Here is a 17,405-nt window from a genome sequence, read left to right as displayed (position 1 = left end):
CACTGTGTGGGTTCTGAGACCACAACCAGGTCGAGAACCCCGCAACCCCCCACCGCTGTTGGTGGCATCCGGGGTTGCGGCTGGTTCTCCCGGTTCTTGTGTGTTTCATAGTGTTTCGGTGGTTATAGCGTGAGGGAAACGCCCGGTTACTTTCCGAACCCGGAAGCTAAGCCTCATTGCGCCGATGGTACTGCGAGGGGGACCTCGTGGGAGAGTAGGACGCCGCCGAACAATCATTGACGGGAGCCCCGTCGGCCTTCGGGCCGGCGGGGCTTTCGCCGTTTCCGGCCGAGTCCGCCGGCACCCCTCTGCCCGGGTTGCCGCCTCCGGCCGGTATCGTCGGGTCGGCACATCGGCGCACGTCACTCCCAGGAGGCCCGGGTGGAGGCTCAGGAATCCCCAGTCCGCGAGGACCGGGTTTTCACCATCCCCAACATCCTGAGCATGGCCCGCCTCGTCGGCGTCCCGCTCTTTCTCTGGCTCATCCTGTGGCCCGAGTTCGGCGGCCCCAACTGCGACGGCTGGGCACTCCTCGTCCTCGCCCTGAGCGGTGTGAGCGACTACCTCGACGGCAAACTCGCCCGGCGGTGGAACCAGGTCAGCGACCTGGGCCGCATCCTCGACCCGGCTGCCGACCGGCTGTACATCCTCTCCACGCTCATCGGGCTCACCTGGCGCGACATACTGCCGCTCTGGCTGACCGGGATCCTCCTCGCCCGCGAGGCGCTGCTGCTGGTCATGGTGTGGGTCCTCGACCGGCACGGGTTCGCCCCGCCCCAGGTGAACTTCCTCGGCAAGGCCGCCACCTTCAACCTGATGTACGCCTTCCCGCTCCTCCTCCTCAGTGACGGAAGTGGATGGCTGGCGTCACTCGCTGCTATTTTCGGATGGGCGTTCGCAGGTTGGGGTACAGCGCTGTACTGGTGGGCCGGCGTGCTCTACGTCGTTCAGGTCCGCCGCCTTGTCAGAGCGAGCGCCGCAGCCGGCTGATCCCTCCCCGCGGCGTCCTCGCGTCCCGGGTGCCCGTCCTGTGACAACCTGGGCCTTCAGGGAGGGTGGTAGCCGGTTCGACCGTCGCTGCGCGAGGAGGACGCTTCCGAGATGAAGGCCGTCGTGATGGCAGGCGGCGAAGGCACACGCCTTCGCCCTATGACCGCGAGCATGCCCAAGCCACTGCTTCCCGTTGCCAACCGCCCGATCATGGAGCACGTGCTGCGGCTGCTCAAGCGCCACGGGCTCAGCGAGACGGTCGTCACCGTCCAGTTCCTCGCCTCATTGGTCCGCAACTACTTCGGCGACGGCGAAGAACTCGGGATGGAGCTGACCTACGCCAACGAGGAGAAGCCGCTCGGCACGGCCGGCAGCGTCAAGAACGCCGAAGAGGCGCTGAAGGACGACTCCTTCCTGGTGATCTCCGGTGACGCCCTCACCGACTTCGACCTCACCGACCTCGTCCGCTTCCACCGCGAACGCGGCGCCCTCGTCACCGTCTGCCTCACCCGCGTCCCGAACCCCCTGGAGTTCGGTATCACCATCGTGGACGAGGACGGCAAGGTCGAACGCTTCCTGGAGAAGCCCACCTGGGGGCAGGTCTTCTCCGACACCGTCAACACCGGCATCTACGTGATGGAGCCGGAGGTCTTCGACTACGTCGACCCCGACGTGCCCGTCGACTGGTCCGGCGACGTCTTCCCGCAGCTCATGAAGGAGGGCAAGCCCGTCTACGGCTACATCGCCGAGGGCTACTGGGAGGACGTCGGCACGCACGAGAGCTACGTCAAGGCGCAGGCCGACGTCCTCGAGGGCAAGGTCGAGGTCGACATCGACGGCTTCGAGATCTCCCCGGGCGTCTGGGTCGCCGAGGGCGCCGAGGTCCACCCGGAGGCGGTGCTGCGAGGCCCCCTGTACATCGGCGACTACGCCAAGATCGAAGCCGGCACCGAGATCCGCGAGCACTCGGTCATCGGTTCCAACGTCGTCGTCAAGAGCGGCGCCTTCCTGCACCGGGCCGTCGTCCACGACAACGTCTACATCGGCCAGCAGGCCAACCTGCGCGGCTGCGTCGTCGGACGCAACACCGACGTGATGCGCGCCGCCCGCATCGAGGACGGCGCCGTCATCGGCGACGAGTGCCTGGTCGGGGAGGAATCCATCGTCCAGGGCAACGTCCGCGTCTACCCCTTCAAGACCGTCGAGGCCGGTGCCTTCGTCAACACTTCCGTCATCTGGGAGTCCCGGGGCCAGGCCCACCTCTTCGGCGCCCGAGGGGTCAGCGGCATCCTCAACGTCGAGATCACACCCGAACTCGCCGTCCGGCTCGCCGGCGCCTACGCCACCACCCTCAAGAAGGGGTCCACGGTCACCACCGCGCGCGACCACTCCCGTGGCGCCCGCGCACTCAAGCGCGCCATCATCTCCGCGCTCCAGGCCAGCGCCATCGACGTGCGCGACCTGGAGAACGTGCCGCTTCCCGTCGCCCGCCAGCAGACGGCCCGCGGCAGCGCCGGCGGCATCATGATCCGCACCACCCAGGGTCTGCCCGACAACGTCGACATCATGTTCTTCGACGAGCGGGGCTCCGACCTCTCCCAGGCGGCGCAGCGCAAACTCGACCGCGTCTACACCCGGCAGGAGTACCGCCGGGCGTTCCCCGGCGAGATCGGCGACCTCCGCTTCCCCGCCAGCGTCTTCGACTCCTACACCGGCTCCCTGCTCCGCGCCGTCAACACCGACGGCATCGCCGAGTCCGGCCTCAAGGTCGTCGTCGACGCGTCCAACGGGAGCTCCGGACTCGTCCTCCCCAGCCTCCTCGGCCGGCTCGGCGTCGATGCTCTCACCATCAACCCCGGCCTGGACGAGGCCCGCCCCACGGAGACCGCCGACACCCGCCGCTCCGGCCTGGTGCGGCTCGGCGAGATCGTCGCCTCCGCGCGTGCCGCGTTCGGTGTCCGCTTCGACCCCGTCGGAGAGCGGTTCTCGCTCGTCGACGAGCGGGGCGAGATCGTCGAGGACCACCGGGCGCTGCTCGTCATGCTGGACCTGGTGGCGGCCGAACGCCGCAGCGGAAAGGTCGCCCTCCCCGTCACCACCACGCGCATCGCCGAGCAGGTCGCCGCGTACCACGGCACGCAGGTGGAGTGGACCACCACCTCGCCCGACGACCTCACCCGCGTCGGCCGGGAGGACTCCACGATCTTCGGCGGCGACGGCCGCGGCGGCTTCATCGTCCCCGAGTCCAGCTCCGTCTTCGACGGCACGGCCGCCTTCGTGCGGCTCCTCGGGCTGGTCGCCCGCACCCAGCTCACCCTCAGCCAGATCGACGCCCGCATCCCGCAGGCCCACGTGCTGCGCCGCTCCCTGACCACGCCCTGGGCCGTCAAGGGGTCCGTGATGCGGCGGGTCGTCGAGGCCGCCGGCGACCGTGACGTCGACACCACCGACGGCGTGCGGATCGTGGAGTCCGACGGCCGCTGGGTGATGGTCCTGCCCGATCCCGCCGAAGCCGTCACCCACCTCTGGGCGGAAGGCCCCGACGACACCTCCGCCCAGGCCCTGCTCGAGGAGTGGACGGGAGTCGTCGACAGCGCCGGGCGCTGACCCCTCCGGTCCGCGCCGCCGGCATCCCGCACGCGCCGGATGGGTCCCAACCGCCCACGCGGAGGGCCCATTCGGCGGAACGGCGGCCGACGTGCGACGATGTGCGGCATGTCGCAGCAGCCCCCCGGACGGAGTACCGCAGCGCGGCCTGCGCGACCCGACGCCTCGATGTCGCTGCTCACCAACGTCATGGAACACAGCCTCGACGACGGCTACGCCGAGGCCGCCGCACGGGACGGGGTCGAGGGCAGGAACGGTCTTCCGCGAAGCCTCCGCGGACGCCTCTGGCTCGCCGCCGGCGTCGTCCTGGCCACCCTGGTGGTCACCGTGGGCGCGGTGCAGGCGCAGATGGACGCGCCGACCCTGGCCCGGGAGCGTGGGGAACTGGTCGAACGCGTCGAGGACGACACCGCGGCGGCCGACTCCCTGCAGCAGCGGGTCGACGAGCTGCGCGGCACCGTGGGCGAGATGCAGCGGGAGGCGCTGGAACGGCACGGCGGCGATCAGGCCGAACTGATCGCGCTGCTTTCCGGAGCCACGCCCGTCGAAGGGCCCGGTGTCGAACTCACCGTGGACGACGCCAAAGGCGCCGGGGGCGGAGGCGACGGGCCCCGGGCCGACACCGGGTTCTCCGACACCGGGCGGGTCCGCGACCGGGACATGCAGCGCATCGTCAACGGCATGTGGAGCGCCGGCGCGGAAGCCGTGTCGATCAACGGGCAGCGGCTCACCGCCCTGTCCGCGATCCGCGCCGCCGGTGACGCCATACTCGTGGACAACAAGCCGCTCGCGCCGCCGTACGACGTTCTCGCGGTGGGCGACGGCAGCGAACTCGCCGACGCGTTCAAGGACAGCGTGGACGGCCGATACCTGCAGGTGCTGAAGGAGAACTACGGGGTGCGCTACAGCATCAGCGAGCAGGACCAGGTCCGGCTGCCGGCCGCGGCGAGCCTGATCGTACGCACAGCGGAGCCCGTGAAGACAGAGAAGGGCAGCACATCGTGATCGCCGTACTGGGCCTCGTCGTGGGAGTCGTGGCCGGACTCTTCGTCCGGCCGGTGGTGCCTACCGTGGTCGAGCCGTACCTGCCGATCGCCGTCGTCGCGGCACTCGACGCGGTGTTCGGCGGGCTGCGCGCCATGCTGGACGGGATCTTCAACGACAAGGTGTTCGTGGTGTCGTTCCTGTCCAACGTGGTCGTCGCCGCCCTCATCGTCTACCTGGGTGACAAGCTGGGCGTCGGTGCGCAGCTCTCCACCGGCGTGGTGGTCGTCCTGGGCATCCGCATCTTCTCCAACGCCGCCGCGATCCGGCGGCACGTGTTCCGGGCGTGAGGCCGATGAGCGACGACGACCACGAGCCGGACGGCCCCGCACCCGGCCGCGCACCCGGCCCCGTCGGCCCCGAGCTGCCGCCGGAACGCCCGCGCGGCGGCACTCCGCCGGGCCCGCCGGAGGCGCCCCGGACCGGTCCCGGACCGGCGACCCCGCCGCCGGACGGACCGGCGACGCCCGGCGACCGACCGGCGGCCCCCGGACCGGCGACCCCCGGGCCCGCGGACGAAGGACCGTCCGCCGCCGACCCGTCCGCCGCCGCGTCCGGTGACGCGGAACCGACCGGACGGCAGCGGCTTGCGGCTGCGATCTGGCCGCCGCGCGTCACCCGCGCCCAGCTGATCGCGGCTCTCCTGCTGTTCGTCCTCGGCCTCGGCCTCGCCATCCAGGTGCGCAGTACCAGTGAGAGCAGCCCGCTGCGCGACGCCCGGCAGGAGGACCTGGTGCGCATCCTCGACGAGCTCGACGACCGCACCACGCGCCTCCAGGACGAGAAGCAGCGCCTGGAGGACCAGCGCCGCGAACTGGAGACCAGCTCCGACCAGGCCGAAGAGGCACGCAAGCAGACCCAGCAGAAGAAGCGGCAGCTCGGCGTCCTGGCCGGCACGGTCGCCGCCGAAGGGCCGGGGCTCCGCATCACCGTCTCCGACCCGGCCGGTGCGGTCGAGTCCGACATGCTGCTGGACGCCATTCAGGAGCTGCGCGCGGCCGGTGCGGAGGCCATCGAGATCAACGACGTGCGTGTCGCCGCCGGCACCTACTTCACCGGAAGCGGCGGCGACGTCCGCATCGACGGGAAGAAGGTCGGCGCCCCGTTCCGCTTCCTGGCCATCGGGGAGCCGGAGGACCTGGAGCCCGCCCTGAACATTCCGGGCGGTGTGGTGCAGACGCTCGAGAAGGAGCAGGCCGTCGTGCAGGTCACCCGCGAGGAGAAGATCGTCGTGGATGCCTTGCGCAAGCCGGAACGCCCTGACTACGCTCGGTCATCACAGTGAGGTGGGCGATGATTCTTTCAGGGGGTCGGCGGGGGAGCGACGGACGGCGTCAGGGAGACTGTGCCCAGGCCAGGCACGTTTCCGCGATCTGCGCAATGGCCAATCAGAGCATCGAGGATCTGTCCTGCCCCACGGGCGGGTCTGTTTCGTGCGAGGGGAATCGCCCGTGAGTTTTCTTTCCAGGTTGTTCGGCAAGAGCCGCAAGGACGGCAGTGGCGACGGCCGCCACCGCGCCCCGCGGCACGGCGGCGACGGTGCGCCCGCCGAGACGGCCGGTCACGAGCGTCCCATGTTCCGTGACGAGGTGAATGGGCCGACCGGCGGTACTTCTCCCGCCGCGGGCGGAGTTTCTGTTGACCCCGGAGCCGCGGCGCGCATAGGTTCCACAGATCCATCAACCTCACCAACGGGTGGAGGATCTGCCTTGCCGGTCTGTTCGAGGTGCGGTACGCGCGCTGCGGAGGAGAGCCGCTTCTGCTCGCAGTGCGGTGCACCGCTGCGGGGCAGCGTGCCCCCGCCCGAGGCCCCCTCGGAGACGACCTCGACCATCTCCATCTCCGGACTCGAGGCCTACGACTCCGAGGCGACGGGCCAGCACGTGGCGCCGCTGCCCCCCGAGGCGCAGGCCGCCGTGGACGCGCTGCCGCTGGGCTCGGCCCTGCTCGTGGTGCGGCGCGGGCCCAACTCCGGCAGCCGCTTCCTGCTCGACGGCGAGCTCACCACCGCCGGCCGCCACCCGGAGAGCGACATCTTCCTCGACGACGTCACGGTTTCGCGGCGTCACGTGGAGTTCCGTCGCGGCCCGGACGGGGTGTTCACCGTCTCCGACGTCGGCAGCCTGAACGGCACCTACGTCAACCGGGAGCGGATCGAGACCGGCATCCCGCTCGCCAACGGCGACGAGGTGCAGATCGGCAAGTACCGGCTGGTGTTCTTCGCCAGCCCGCGCAGCGCCTGACCACCCGGGGGTATCGACCCGCGGGAGGCTCCATGCCGCACACACCCACCGGCGGTGCCCTCGGGGGCACCGCCACCCGGGAGCCGTCGCTCCGGGGCGCAGCGGCCGCCCCGGAGGAGCGACCGCAGAGCATCGGCACCGTGCTCGCGGCGCTGCGGAAGGACTTCCCCGAGGTCACCGTGTCCAGGATCCGCTTCCTGGAGGCGGAGGGCCTCGTCCGCCCGGAGCGTGGAGCCGGAGGGCAGCGCCGCTTCCGCGACGCCGACGTCCGGCGGCTCCGCCACGTCCTCGGCCTCCAGCGCGACCACTGCCTGCCGCTGCACGCCATCCGGGAACGCCTCGGCGAGCCGGGTGACGGCCTGGACGCCGCAGCCCACCCCGCTCCCGCCGACGGGCATCCCCGCGACCGGCGGGTACGCACCGGGCGGGCGCGCCTGCTCGCCGCGACCGGGGCCGACGAGGCGCAGTGCGCACGCTGGGAGGAGTACGGACTGCTCCGTCCGGACGCCGCCGGTCACTACGACGTGGCACAGGTGGCCCTCGCCCGTACCCTCGCCGAGCTCGGCGGGCACGGGCTCGAGCCGCGGCACCTGAGGGCCGTCAAGGCGGCCGCCGACCGTTCCGCGGCCCTCGTGCAACAGGTCGTCGCCCCGCTGCGGGCCAACCGCGACCCACGGGTCCGGGAGGACGCCGAGGCCACCGCACGGGACCTGGCCCACCTCACCGCCCGCCTGCACGACGCCTTCCTGCGTGCCGCCCTGGAGCCCGCTCCACACGGCGAGAGCCGGGCCCGCTGAGCACGCCGACGCCCACGCCGAAAGCGTGCCCGACTATCCAAACAGGCCGGGCACGTCCTAGGGTTGCTGTGTGAACGAGCTCGACGTCGTGGGTGTCCGGGTCGAAATGCCCTCCAACCAGCCGATCGTTCTCCTGCGGGAAGTGGGGGGCGACCGGTACCTCCCCATCTGGATCGGTCCGGGAGAGGCGACCGCCATCGCGTTCGCCCAGCAGGGCATGACGCCGGCCCGTCCCCTGACACACGACCTGTTCAAGGACGTGCTGGAGGCAGTGGGACAGGAACTGACCGCCGTGCGCATCACCGACCTGCGGGAAGGCGTCTTCTACGCCGAGCTGGTCTTCGCCAGCGGCGTCGAGGTCAGCGCCCGGCCCTCCGACGCCATCGCGCTGGCCCTGCGCACCGGGACCCCGATCTACGGCAGCGACGGCGTGCTGGACGACGCCGGCATCGCCATCCCGGACGAGCAGGAGGACGAGGTCGAGAAGTTCCGCGAGTTCCTCGACCAGATCTCCCCCGAGGACTTCGGCACCAGCAGTCAATGACCGGCGGGACCCCGGCGGCCCGTCCCGTCCCGTCCCGTGACGCCGCCGTGCGCCCAACCGGCGTCCGTCCCCGCTCTGAAGCCCGGTAAACCACTCTTCGGGTGATTATCACTCGGCGTGCCGAGTGTGGCGATCGTTGACGCACCCGGAGCGACTGCCTACCTTCAAGTGGGCATCTTCCGGGGCCCGGAACGGGAAGGGACGGAGGTCGGCGTGAGAAGCACCGGCGACGGCGTGGCGGCGGGCGAACCCTCCCGAGCGGGGACCGCGTCCCCGGCAGGCCCCGCACCCGCTCCCACCGCCTCCGGCGAGGAGAACCTCGGCTACCGGGGTCCCACGGCCTGCGCCGCCGCAGGCATCACCTACCGCCAGCTCGACTACTGGGCCCGCACCGGCCTGGTCGAACCCGGTATCCGCTCCGCCCACGGCTCCGGCACCCAGCGGCTCTACAGCTTCCGCGACGTCGTCGTCCTCAAGATCGTCAAGCGTCTGCTCGACACCGGGGTGTCGCTGCAGAGCATCCGTGCCGCCGTGCAGCACCTGCGCTCCCACGGACGCACCGACCTCGCCCGGCTCACCCTCATGAGCGACGGCGCCACGGTCTACGAGTGCGCTTCCCCCGACGACGTCGTCGACCTGCTCCAGGCCGGTCAGGGCGTGTTCGGCATCGCCGTCGGCGTGGTGTGGCGGGATGTTCAGGGGGCCCTGTCGCAGCTGCACGCCGAACGGGTCGACACCGGCGAGACCGTCACCGCGCACCATCCGGCCGACGAACTGGCCCGGCGCCGCCGCGACCGTGCGGGCTGAACTTCTGCGGCGACGCAGAGAGCCCTGCCCGCGGCGCTGTCCGGCCCTGCGGGCACCGCGTCCCTCCCCGGGACGGCCGTCCGGGCGGCTGTCAGCGCCGTAGGGCAGCATCGGTGGTGTGAGAGGCGCAGCGACGGTCCTCCATCTCGACATGGACGCGTTCTACGCCGCCGTGGAGCAGGCGGCGAAGCCCAGTCTGCGCGGAAAGCCCGTGATCGTGGGCGGCCTCGGACCCCGCGGGGTCGTGGCCACCGCCTCCTACGAGGCGCGCCGGTTCGGCGTCCATTCCGCCATGCCCACGGCTCAGGCGCGCCGCCGCTGCCCCAACGCCGCCTACCTCACTCCGCGCTTCGGGCTCTACCGCCGGATCAGCGGCCGGGTGATGGAACGGCTGTCCGCGCTCTCACCGCTCGTCGAGCCCCTCAGCCTGGACGAGGCCTTCGTCGACCTCGAAGCGGGCGGGGCCGCAGCGGACTCGGCGGCGGCCACCGCCGTCGCCCACCGCCTTCGCGCCGACATCCGGGCCGAGACCGGGCTGAGCGGTTCGGTGGGGCTGGCGGGCTCCAAACTCCTCGCCAAGATCGCCTCCGAACGCGCCAAGCCCGACGGGCTGGTCGTCGTGGAACCCGGCACCGAACGCGCACTGCTGGCGCCGCTGCCCGTGCGCACTCTCCCCGGGGTCGGGCCCGCCACCGCCGAGCTGCTGCGCCGTGCCGGCATCGCCACCGTCGGCGACACCGCGGAGGCGGGGGAGGACGAACTGCTGCGGCTGCTCGGGCGGGCCCACGGCAGCGCGCTGTACGCCATGGCTCTCGGCCTGGACGACCGGCCCGTCGTCGCCGAGCGGGACGCGAAATCGGTGTCGGTCGAGGACACCTACGACGTCGACCTCACCGACCGCACGCGCGTGCAGACCGAGGTGGCGCGCCTCGCCGGCCGCTGCGTGCACCGGCTGCGGGAGGCCGGCCGCTCCGGCCGCACCGTGGTCGTGAAGGTGCGCAGCTACGACTTCTCCACCCTCACCCGCTCCGAGACGCTGCGCGGACCGACCGACGACCCCGCCGTCGTCCGCGCCGCCGCGGCCAGACTGCTCGACGGCATCGACACCACGGCCGGGGTGCGCCTCCTCGGTGTGGGGGTCAGCGGCCTCGCCGACTACACCCAGGAGGACCTGTTCGCCCAGGCCGCCGCCTCCGCCGAGGCGGAGGGCGGTGACGTGCCGGACCCGGGCGGTGCCCACGGCGCCCCGGCCCGCCCCGGCGGCGCGGCGGACGGCGGAGCGCCCCAGCCGTCCGGGGAGCGGTCGCGCCGGTGGCTGCCGGGCCTCGACGTCCACCACCCGGCCCACGGCCCCGGCTGGGTGCAGGGCAGCGGCGTCGGCCGGGTCACCGTCCGCTTCGAACAGCCCGGCTCGCCGCCCGGACCCGTCCGCACCTTCCCCGTCGACGACCCGGAGCTGACCGCGACCGACCCGCCCATGCTCGTGCCCGGCCCGCCGTCCGAGGGCCGCTCCGCCTCCGGGGGAGGGCCGCCGCAGGAGGCGCGGCTCTCCGGGGCCGGTCAGCCCTCGGAACCGGCGATCCGGCCGAAGTCCCGGTCCGGCGGCACGGCCGGCGGGCCGGGAGCGGAAGGCACGTCCAGGCCGTAGTGGTGGTAGAGCTGGAGTTCCTGCTCTGGCGACAGGTGGCGGCCCACACCGAAGTCCGGCGCGTCCTTGATCAGAGCCCGCTCGAAGGGCACCCGCAGCACTTCGCCGTCCAGCAGGCTCGGCTCCAGCGGCACGAACGCGTCCCGGCTGAACAGACCCGTGCGCACCGCCGCCCACTCGGGTTCCCCGGTCGCGTCGTCCAGGTAGACCTCGTCCACGGTGCCGATCTTGAGTCCGTCGCGGTCGAACGCTCTGCGGCCTATCAGGCTCCGCGGGTCGATGTCCGTCTGCACGCTGCCTCCAGCTGCTCGCACACTGCACGGGCCCCCTCCCAACGATTGGCCACTTCGCCCGCGACGGCCACTCGAGAGCCGCGCCCGTTCCCTTCCGGCCCCTCGCTGGTACGCTCGGGGCGAAGGCTGTCGACCCCGTGCGGGAGAGCTCTCCGGCGGCAGCGCCGGAGGCGCCGAAGGAGCAACTCCTCCCCGGAATCTCTCAGGCTCACGTACCGTGCGGACGAGGTCACTCTGGAAAGCAGGGTGGGCCACGGACCCGTGCCTGGGGCTCCCCCTCACCGACGGTGAAAGCCCGGCTGCCCCGCAAGGCCCCGCCGGGTGAAGCTCTCAGGTTGCGATGACAGAGGGGGAGGCCGTCCGGGCACCGGCCGTGGTGCCCCTCGCAGGTCGCTCACGACCAGGAGGCCCCCGCAGATGACCGACACCCGCATCTCCCTCGCCGAGCTCGAGCGCGGCACGCCCTTCGAACAGCGCCACGTCGGACCCGACCACGGCGCGCAGGCCAAGATGCTCGCGCATCTCGGATACGCCTCGCTCGACGAGCTCACCGCCGCCGCGGTGCCCGACGTCATCAAGAGCACCGACCGGCTCCAGCTCCCCGAGGGGCGCACCGAGGCCGAGGTCCTGGCCGAGCTGCGCGACCTGGCGCGGCGCAACAGCGTGCTGTCCTCGATGATCGGGCTGGGCTACTACGGCACGTTCACCCCGCCCGTGGTGCTCCGCAACGTGATGGAGAACCCGGCCTGGTACACCGCCTACACGCCCTACCAGCCGGAGATCTCCCAGGGCCGCCTCGAGGCGCTGCTGAACTTCCAGACCGTCGTCGCCGACCTCACCGGTCTGCCCACCTCCGGTGCGTCGCTGCTGGACGAGCCCACCGCCGCCGCCGAGGCCATGGCGCTCGCGCGACGCGTGGGCAAGGTCAAGAAGGGCGTCTTCCTCGTCGACGCGGACTGCCTGCCGCAGACCGTCGCCGTGCTCCGGACCCGCGCCGAACCCACCGGCGTCGAGGTCGTCGTCGCCGACCTGACCGACGGCATCCCCGCCGAGATCGCCGAGCGCGGCGTCTTCGGCCTGCTGCTCCAGTACCCGGGCGCCTCCGGCGCCGTGCGGGACCACCGTTCCGTCATCGAGCAGGCGCACGGCCTCGGCGCGATCGTCACCGTCGCCGCCGACCTGCTCGCCCTCACCCTGCTGACCTCGCCGGGCGACCTGGGCGCGGACATCGCCGTCGGCTCCAGCCAGCGCTTCGGCGTGCCCATGGGCTTCGGTGGCCCGCACGCCGGCTACATGGCCGTCCGCGACACGTTCGCCCGCAGCCTGCCCGGCCGTCTGGTCGGCGTCTCCAGGGACGCCGACGGCACCCAGGCATACCGCCTCGCCCTCCAGACCCGCGAACAGCACATCCGCCGCGAGAAGGCCACCAGTAACATCTGCACCGCGCAGGTGCTGCTCGCCGTCATGGCCGGCATGTACGCCGTCCACCACGGTCCCGACGGACTTGCCGCGATCGCCCGCCGCACCCACCGCTACGCGACCCTGCTCGCCCGCGGCCTGAGCGACGGCGGCGTCGAGGTGACGACCGGCGCGTTCTTCGACACCGTCACCGCCCGGGTGCCCGGCCGCGCCGCCGAGATCGTCGAGCGGGCCCGCGAGGCCGGGGTGAACCTCCGCCACGTCGACGCCGACCACGTCGGCATGGCGTGCGACGAGACCACCACCCGTGAGCAGCTCACCGCTGTGTGGCATGCGTTCGGCGTGCAGGCCGACGTCGAGGAGCTCGACGGCGCCGTCGCGGACGCCCTCCCCGGGGACCTGCTGCGCACCGACGAGTACCTGACGCACCCGGTCTTCCACGAGTACCGCTCGGAGACGTCCCTGCTGCGCTACCTGCGCCGCCTCGCCGACCGCGACTACGCGCTGGACCGCGGCATGATCCCGCTGGGCTCGTGCACCATGAAGCTGAACGCCACCACCGAGATGGAGGCCGTCACCTGGCCCGAGTTCGGCGGGCTGCATCCCTTCGCGCCCGCCGACCAGGCCGAGGGCTACCTCACCCTGATCCGCGAGCTCGAGGAGCGCCTCGCCGAGGTCACGGGCTACGACAAGGTCTCCATCCAGCCCAACGCCGGCTCCCAGGGCGAACTCGCCGGTCTCCTCGCCGTCCGCGCCTACCACCGCGCCAACGGCGACGACCAGCGCGACGTCTGCCTCATCCCGTCCTCCGCACACGGCACCAACGCCGCCAGCGCCGTGATGGCCGGCATGAAGGTCGTCATCGTCAAGACCGGCGAAGAGGGTGACATCACCATGGAGGACCTGCGCGAGAAGATCGCGCAGCACGGCGACCGGCTGGCCGTCCTCATGGTCACCTACCCATCCACGCACGGCGTCTTCGAGGAGAACATCTCCGAGGTCTGCGCCGCCGTGCACGACGCGGGAGGCCAGGTGTACGTCGACGGCGCCAACCTCAACGCGCTCCTCGGACTCGCCCGCCCGGGCCGCTTCGGCGCCGACGTCTCGCACCTCAACCTGCACAAGACGTTCTGCATCCCGCACGGCGGCGGCGGCCCCGGCGTCGGCCCGGTCGGCGTCCGCGCCCACCTGGCCCCGTACCTGCCCAACCACCCGCTCCAGCCGCTGGCGGGCCCGGAAACCGGTATCGGACCGATCTCCGGCGCTCCGTGGGGCTCGGCCGGCATCCTGCCGATCTCGTGGGCCTACATGCGGCTGATGGGCGGCGAGGGACTGCGGCGCGCGACCCAGGTCGCCGTGCTGAGCGCCAACTACATCGCCAAGCGCCTGGAGCCGCATTTCCCGGTCCTCTACACCGGCCCGCACGGCCTGGTCGCGCACGAGTGCATCATCGACGTGCGGCCGCTGACCAAGGCGACCGGCGTCAGCATCGACGACGTCGCCAAGCGGCTGATCGACTACGGCTTCCACGCCCCGACGATGTCGTTCCCGGTCGCCGGCACGCTGATGATCGAGCCCACCGAGAGCGAGGACCTCGCCGAGGTCGACCGCTTCTGCGAGGCGATGATCGCCATCCGCGCCGAGGTCGACAAGGTCTCCTCCGGCGAGTGGAGCGCCGAGAACAGCCCGCTGCGCAACGCCCCGCACACGGCGGCCCAGCTCAGCGGCGGCTGGGACTTCCCGTACACCCGCGCCGAGGCGGCCTTCCCGGCCGGGGTGCAGGCGGCGGACAAGTACTGGCCGCCGGTGCGCCGCATCGACGGTGCGTTCGGCGACCGCAACCTGGTGTGCTCCTGCCCGCCGGTCGAGGAGTACGACGGCTGAGGCCGTCCCCCGGCCCACGACGGGCCCGGGCCGGCGTCACCGCCGGCCCGGGCCCGTCCCCGTCGCTGCATCCCGGTTCACGCCGCCTGCGCGACGCGCAGCGCGTCCAGGGGGCGGTGCGGGGCGATGACCCGGCCGTCCGGGAGCAGTTCCCCGGTGTCCTCGAAGACGAGGACACCGTTGCAGAGCAGGCTCCAGCCCTGCTCCGGGTGGTGCGCCACGAGATGGGCGGCCTCCCGGTCGGCGGATTCCGCGGTCGGGCAGGGTGGCTGGTGCTGGCACATCGTCGGCGTCTTCCGTTGTGTGGTCTCGACGGTCCTGATCGTCCTGCGGCTCGGTGTGGCGTCCATGGCCGTTCCCCGTTCCCTCAAGGTCTGTCCCAGTGTCCCCCTGCGGGCGAAGGGCCCGCAGGCGTTTCGCGGCAGCACTCCTCGTAGGGAGGGACGTTTCACCCGGACGGGTGGTTTCAGGCGCCGATCAGCGGCACGGAGCGCAGGCGGTGTGTCAGCAGCGGTAGCAGGGTGTCGACCCGCTGCGGCTGGTGGGAGGCGATGCCGGGCGGCGCCGGGGCCAGCGGGATCACCAGGTCGGCGGCGTCGGGAGAGTGTGCGGCGGGGTCGGCGTCCGCGACGGAGTGCAGCCAGAGGGTCAGCATGTACAGCTCCGGCACCGACAGCAGCCGCGGCTGGTACGGCAGCGGCAGTCCTTCGGCCTGGCCGAGCGCGCGCAGGGTGGCGGACACGTACGGGCCGCCGCGGAAGTGGGCGAACGCCCAGCCGTCCGCCGTCGGCATGGTCTCCGCCGCGCTCACCGGCGAAGGGGATGCCGGCCCGGGCGCCGCCGGCCTCCCGTCCGATGCGGGCGCCGCCGGCACCGGTGCCAGCAGGAAGCGCCAGCCGGTCAGCCCGGTGCGCGGTGGCCCCTGCCGGCTCACACCGGTGATCTCGTGCACCGGCAGAGCGAGTTCGGGACGCAGCCGGGCCGGGACCGGCCCGGCGCCGGATTCGAGGGCCGACAGGACACTCTGCCGGGCGGTCGCCGGAGCAGGGGCAAAACGCAGGGGCATGATGGGTCGCCTCTCACCTCGACAGGCACACGGGAGCGGGGGCGGGGCGCGGACGGCGCTGTTCGGCCCGGGCGGCCGCAGGACCGTAGCCGGCGCAGCGGGCAGACGGTCGTTCGACGCGGGGTCTCGGCCTCGTCGGCAGAGTTTATACGACACCAGTTCCCCGGCGGTTTCGGCTAACGACGCAGAGATGTTTCCACAAGGCGACTTCACGCCGATTTCCGGAGGCATTTCCTCCTGCTCCGTCCACCCCGCCGAAGCGCTCGCCTCGGCCTTCGGCGGAAACCGGGTCGGCCGGTTCTGCTGTGGCCCTTTCCCCCGGCCCTTGCGCGACGCCCTGACCGTGAGCCGTATGCCGAAGGAATGTGCCAGAGGATTTCCCCGGCACGATAACGGTTACCCGGGGGTTCGCCGAGGGATTGCGGATCATCGCCCTGGGCATCATCAGGTGACACACGTGCCCGGTCGTCGCACGGGCACCCGACCGAGAGGACCGGCGGGATGGGAGAGAAGGTCGCGGCCGACAGGTTCGCCCTGTCCGATCGGCTGCGGTACCGGCAGAAACTCCTCCAGGGGCTGGAGGCCCTGGAACTGCTTCTGGACAGGAAGCGGTTCGACCGCCCGCGCAATCTCATGGGTCTGGAGATCGAGCTCAATCTCGCGGACGCCGAAGGCATGCCCCGGATGATGAACGCCGAGGTGCTGGAACGCATCGGCAGCCGGGATTTCCAGACGGAACTCGGTCAGTTCAACCTCGAGGCCAACATCGTCCCGCACCGCATGGCCGGCCGGGTTTTCGACCAGCTCTCCGAGGAACTCCGCACCGCCCTCGCCTACGCCGACCGCCAGGCCCGCGAGGTGGACGCCCACATCGTGATGATCGGCATCCTGCCCACGCTCACCAGCGACGACCTCGTCTCCGCGAACCTCTCCGCCGTCGACCGGTACACCCTGCTCAACGACCAGATCATGGCGGCCAGGGGCGAGGACGTGATGCTCGACATCGAGGGTGTCGAGCACCTGCGCTACGCCTCCGACTCCATCGCCCCCGAGGCCGCGTGCACCTCCGTACAGCTGCACCTCCAGGTCACGCCGGGCCGGTTCGCCGACGTGTGGAACGCCGCCCAGGCGATCGCCGGGCCGCAGATCGCCATGGGCGCCAACTCGCCGTTCCTCTTCGGGCGGGAGCTGTGGAGGGAGTCCCGGCCGCCGCTCTTCCTCCAGTCCACCGACACCCGGCCGCCGGAGCTCGCCGTGCAGGGCGTACGTCCCCGCACCTGGTTCGGCGAACGCTGGATCGACTCCGCCTACGACCTCTTCCAGGAGAACGTGCGCTACTTCCCGGCGCTGCTCCCGCTCTGCGAGGACGAGGAACCCCTCCAGGTGCTGGAGGACGGCGGAGTCCCCGAACTTCTCGAACTGTCCCTGCACAACGGCACCATCTACCGCTGGAACCGCCCGGTCTACGGCGTCGTCGACGGCGTCCCGCACCTGCGGGTCGAGAACCGGGTGCTTCCGGCCGGCCCCACCGTCACCGACGTGCTCGCCAACGCCGCCTTCTACTACGGGCTGGTGCGCGCCCTGGCGGACGAGCCCCGTCCCCTCTGGACCCGGATGCCCTTCCCCGTCGCCCACGAGAACTTCGAGGCGGCGTGCCGGGACGGCATCGACGCCCAGCTGCACTGGCCGCGCTCCGGGCGGGGGAGCGCGACGGTCGCGCTGCCCGCGACCCGGCTCGTGCAGGAGGAGCTGCTCCCGCTCGCCGCGTCCGGTCTCGACGCGTGGGGTGTGGAGGCCGCCGACCGGGACCGCTACCTGTCGGTGATCGAGGAACGCTGCCGGCGCCGGGTCAACGGCGCCTCCTGGCAGGCCGCCGCCTACCACCGGGCCACGGACGCCGGACTCGACCGGGAGAAGGCGCTCGCGGCCGTCGCCCGCCGCTACTGCGAACTCACCCGCACCGACGAGCCGGTGCACACCTGGCCTCCCGGGCCGTGACGCCGCGCGTGCCCGGACACCCCGGGCACGCCTCCGCCCCTCGGATGCGGCAAGCTGAGACCGGG

The 17,405-nt window shown here is 72.0% G+C and carries 15 protein-coding genes, 1 rRNA gene and 1 riboswitch; of the genes, 13 read left to right on the top strand and 3 right to left on the bottom strand.

Annotation, left to right across the window (positions count from 1 at the left end; translation table 11 throughout):
* Positions 1-114: 114 nt before the first annotated feature.
* From rrf to K304_RS0117200, 11 genes are all read left to right on the top strand, one after another.
* Positions 115-231 (top strand): 5S ribosomal RNA (rrf, locus tag K304_RS0117250).
* A gap of 150 nt (positions 232-381) precedes the next feature.
* Positions 382-990 carry a cardiolipin synthase ClsA gene (gene clsA / locus K304_RS0117245; protein WP_027764788.1) on the top strand — a complete coding sequence of 203 codons (609 nt, stop codon included), beginning with the start codon at positions 382-384 and terminating at the stop codon, positions 988-990.
* Positions 991-1,101: 111 nt separating this feature from the next.
* Positions 1,102-3,597 carry a mannose-1-phosphate guanyltransferase gene (locus K304_RS0117240; RefSeq protein ID WP_027764787.1) on the top strand — a complete coding sequence of 832 codons (2,496 nt, stop codon included), beginning with the start codon at positions 1,102-1,104 and terminating at the stop codon, positions 3,595-3,597.
* 99 nt (positions 3,598-3,696) lie between these two features.
* Positions 3,697-4,602 carry a DUF881 domain-containing protein gene (locus K304_RS0117235; protein ID WP_199779629.1) on the top strand — a complete coding sequence of 302 codons (906 nt, stop codon included), beginning with the start codon at positions 3,697-3,699 and terminating at the stop codon, positions 4,600-4,602.
* Entirely contained in the window at positions 4,599-4,931 is a 333-nt protein-coding gene (locus K304_RS0117230) for a small basic family protein (RefSeq protein WP_027764785.1), read from the top strand. The genes K304_RS0117235 and K304_RS0117230 overlap by 4 nt, the downstream gene beginning before the upstream one ends.
* Positions 4,932-4,936: 5 nt before the next feature.
* Positions 4,937-5,926: a DUF881 domain-containing protein gene (locus tag K304_RS0117225; protein ID WP_037790790.1), complete on the top strand. Its 990-nt coding sequence runs from the start codon at positions 4,937-4,939 to the stop codon at positions 5,924-5,926.
* Positions 5,927-6,092: 166 nt separating this feature from the next.
* Complete coding sequence (locus K304_RS32215) at positions 6,093-6,884, top strand: FHA domain-containing protein (protein ID WP_106965613.1); 792 nt, start codon at positions 6,093-6,095, stop codon at positions 6,882-6,884.
* Between the two features lie 32 nt (positions 6,885-6,916).
* The gene (ftsR, locus tag K304_RS0117215) at positions 6,917-7,681 is read left to right on the top strand and encodes a transcriptional regulator FtsR (RefSeq protein WP_027764782.1); all 765 of its coding nucleotides are present in this window, start codon (positions 6,917-6,919) and stop codon (positions 7,679-7,681) included.
* A gap of 70 nt (positions 7,682-7,751) precedes the next feature.
* Positions 7,752-8,225 carry a bifunctional nuclease family protein gene (locus tag K304_RS0117210; RefSeq protein ID WP_027764781.1) on the top strand — a complete coding sequence of 158 codons (474 nt, stop codon included), beginning with the start codon at positions 7,752-7,754 and terminating at the stop codon, positions 8,223-8,225.
* Between the two features lie 213 nt (positions 8,226-8,438).
* The gene (locus K304_RS0117205; protein WP_027764780.1) at positions 8,439-9,032 is read left to right on the top strand and encodes a MerR family transcriptional regulator; all 594 of its coding nucleotides are present in this window, start codon (positions 8,439-8,441) and stop codon (positions 9,030-9,032) included.
* Positions 9,033-9,150: 118 nt separating this feature from the next.
* Complete coding sequence (locus K304_RS0117200; protein WP_027764779.1) at positions 9,151-10,680, top strand: DNA polymerase IV; 1,530 nt, start codon at positions 9,151-9,153, stop codon at positions 10,678-10,680.
* On the opposite strand, the gene K304_RS0117195 is transcribed toward K304_RS0117200, so the two are convergent.
* Complete coding sequence (locus K304_RS0117195) at positions 10,593-10,973, bottom strand: PRC-barrel domain-containing protein (protein WP_027764778.1); 381 nt, start codon at positions 10,971-10,973, stop codon at positions 10,593-10,595. The two genes, K304_RS0117200 and K304_RS0117195, sit on opposite strands and share 88 nt — an antisense overlap.
* 130 nt (positions 10,974-11,103) lie before the next feature.
* A riboswitch (glycine riboswitch) is annotated at positions 11,104-11,201 on the top strand.
* A 189-nt stretch (positions 11,202-11,390) separates the two neighbouring features.
* On the opposite strand from K304_RS0117195, the gene gcvP reads away from it, so the two are divergent.
* Positions 11,391-14,276, top strand: a complete 2,886-nt coding sequence (gene gcvP / locus K304_RS0117190) for an aminomethyl-transferring glycine dehydrogenase (RefSeq protein ID WP_027764777.1) — start codon at positions 11,391-11,393, stop codon at positions 14,274-14,276.
* Positions 14,277-14,353: 77 nt separating this feature from the next.
* Here the strand turns inward: gcvP and K304_RS0117185 are convergent, their stop codons facing one another.
* Together K304_RS0117185 and K304_RS0117180 are read right to left on the bottom strand one after the other, a co-directional pair.
* Positions 14,354-14,560 carry a DUF5999 family protein gene (locus tag K304_RS0117185; RefSeq protein WP_027764776.1) on the bottom strand — a complete coding sequence of 69 codons (207 nt, stop codon included), beginning with the start codon at positions 14,558-14,560 and terminating at the stop codon, positions 14,354-14,356.
* 182 nt (positions 14,561-14,742) lie between these two features.
* Positions 14,743-15,342, bottom strand: a complete 600-nt coding sequence (locus K304_RS0117180; protein ID WP_027764775.1) for a hypothetical protein — start codon at positions 15,340-15,342, stop codon at positions 14,743-14,745.
* A gap of 501 nt (positions 15,343-15,843) precedes the next feature.
* On the opposite strand from K304_RS0117180, the gene K304_RS0117170 reads away from it, so the two are divergent.
* A complete protein-coding gene (locus K304_RS0117170) occupies positions 15,844-17,340 on the top strand; it encodes a glutamate-cysteine ligase family protein (protein WP_027764774.1) in 1,497 nt (498 codons plus the stop codon).
* Positions 17,341-17,405 lie beyond the last annotated feature (65 nt).

The organism is Streptomyces sp. CNS606 (genome assembly GCF_000426325.1).
This window is presented reverse-complemented; position numbering and strand designations above follow the sequence as displayed.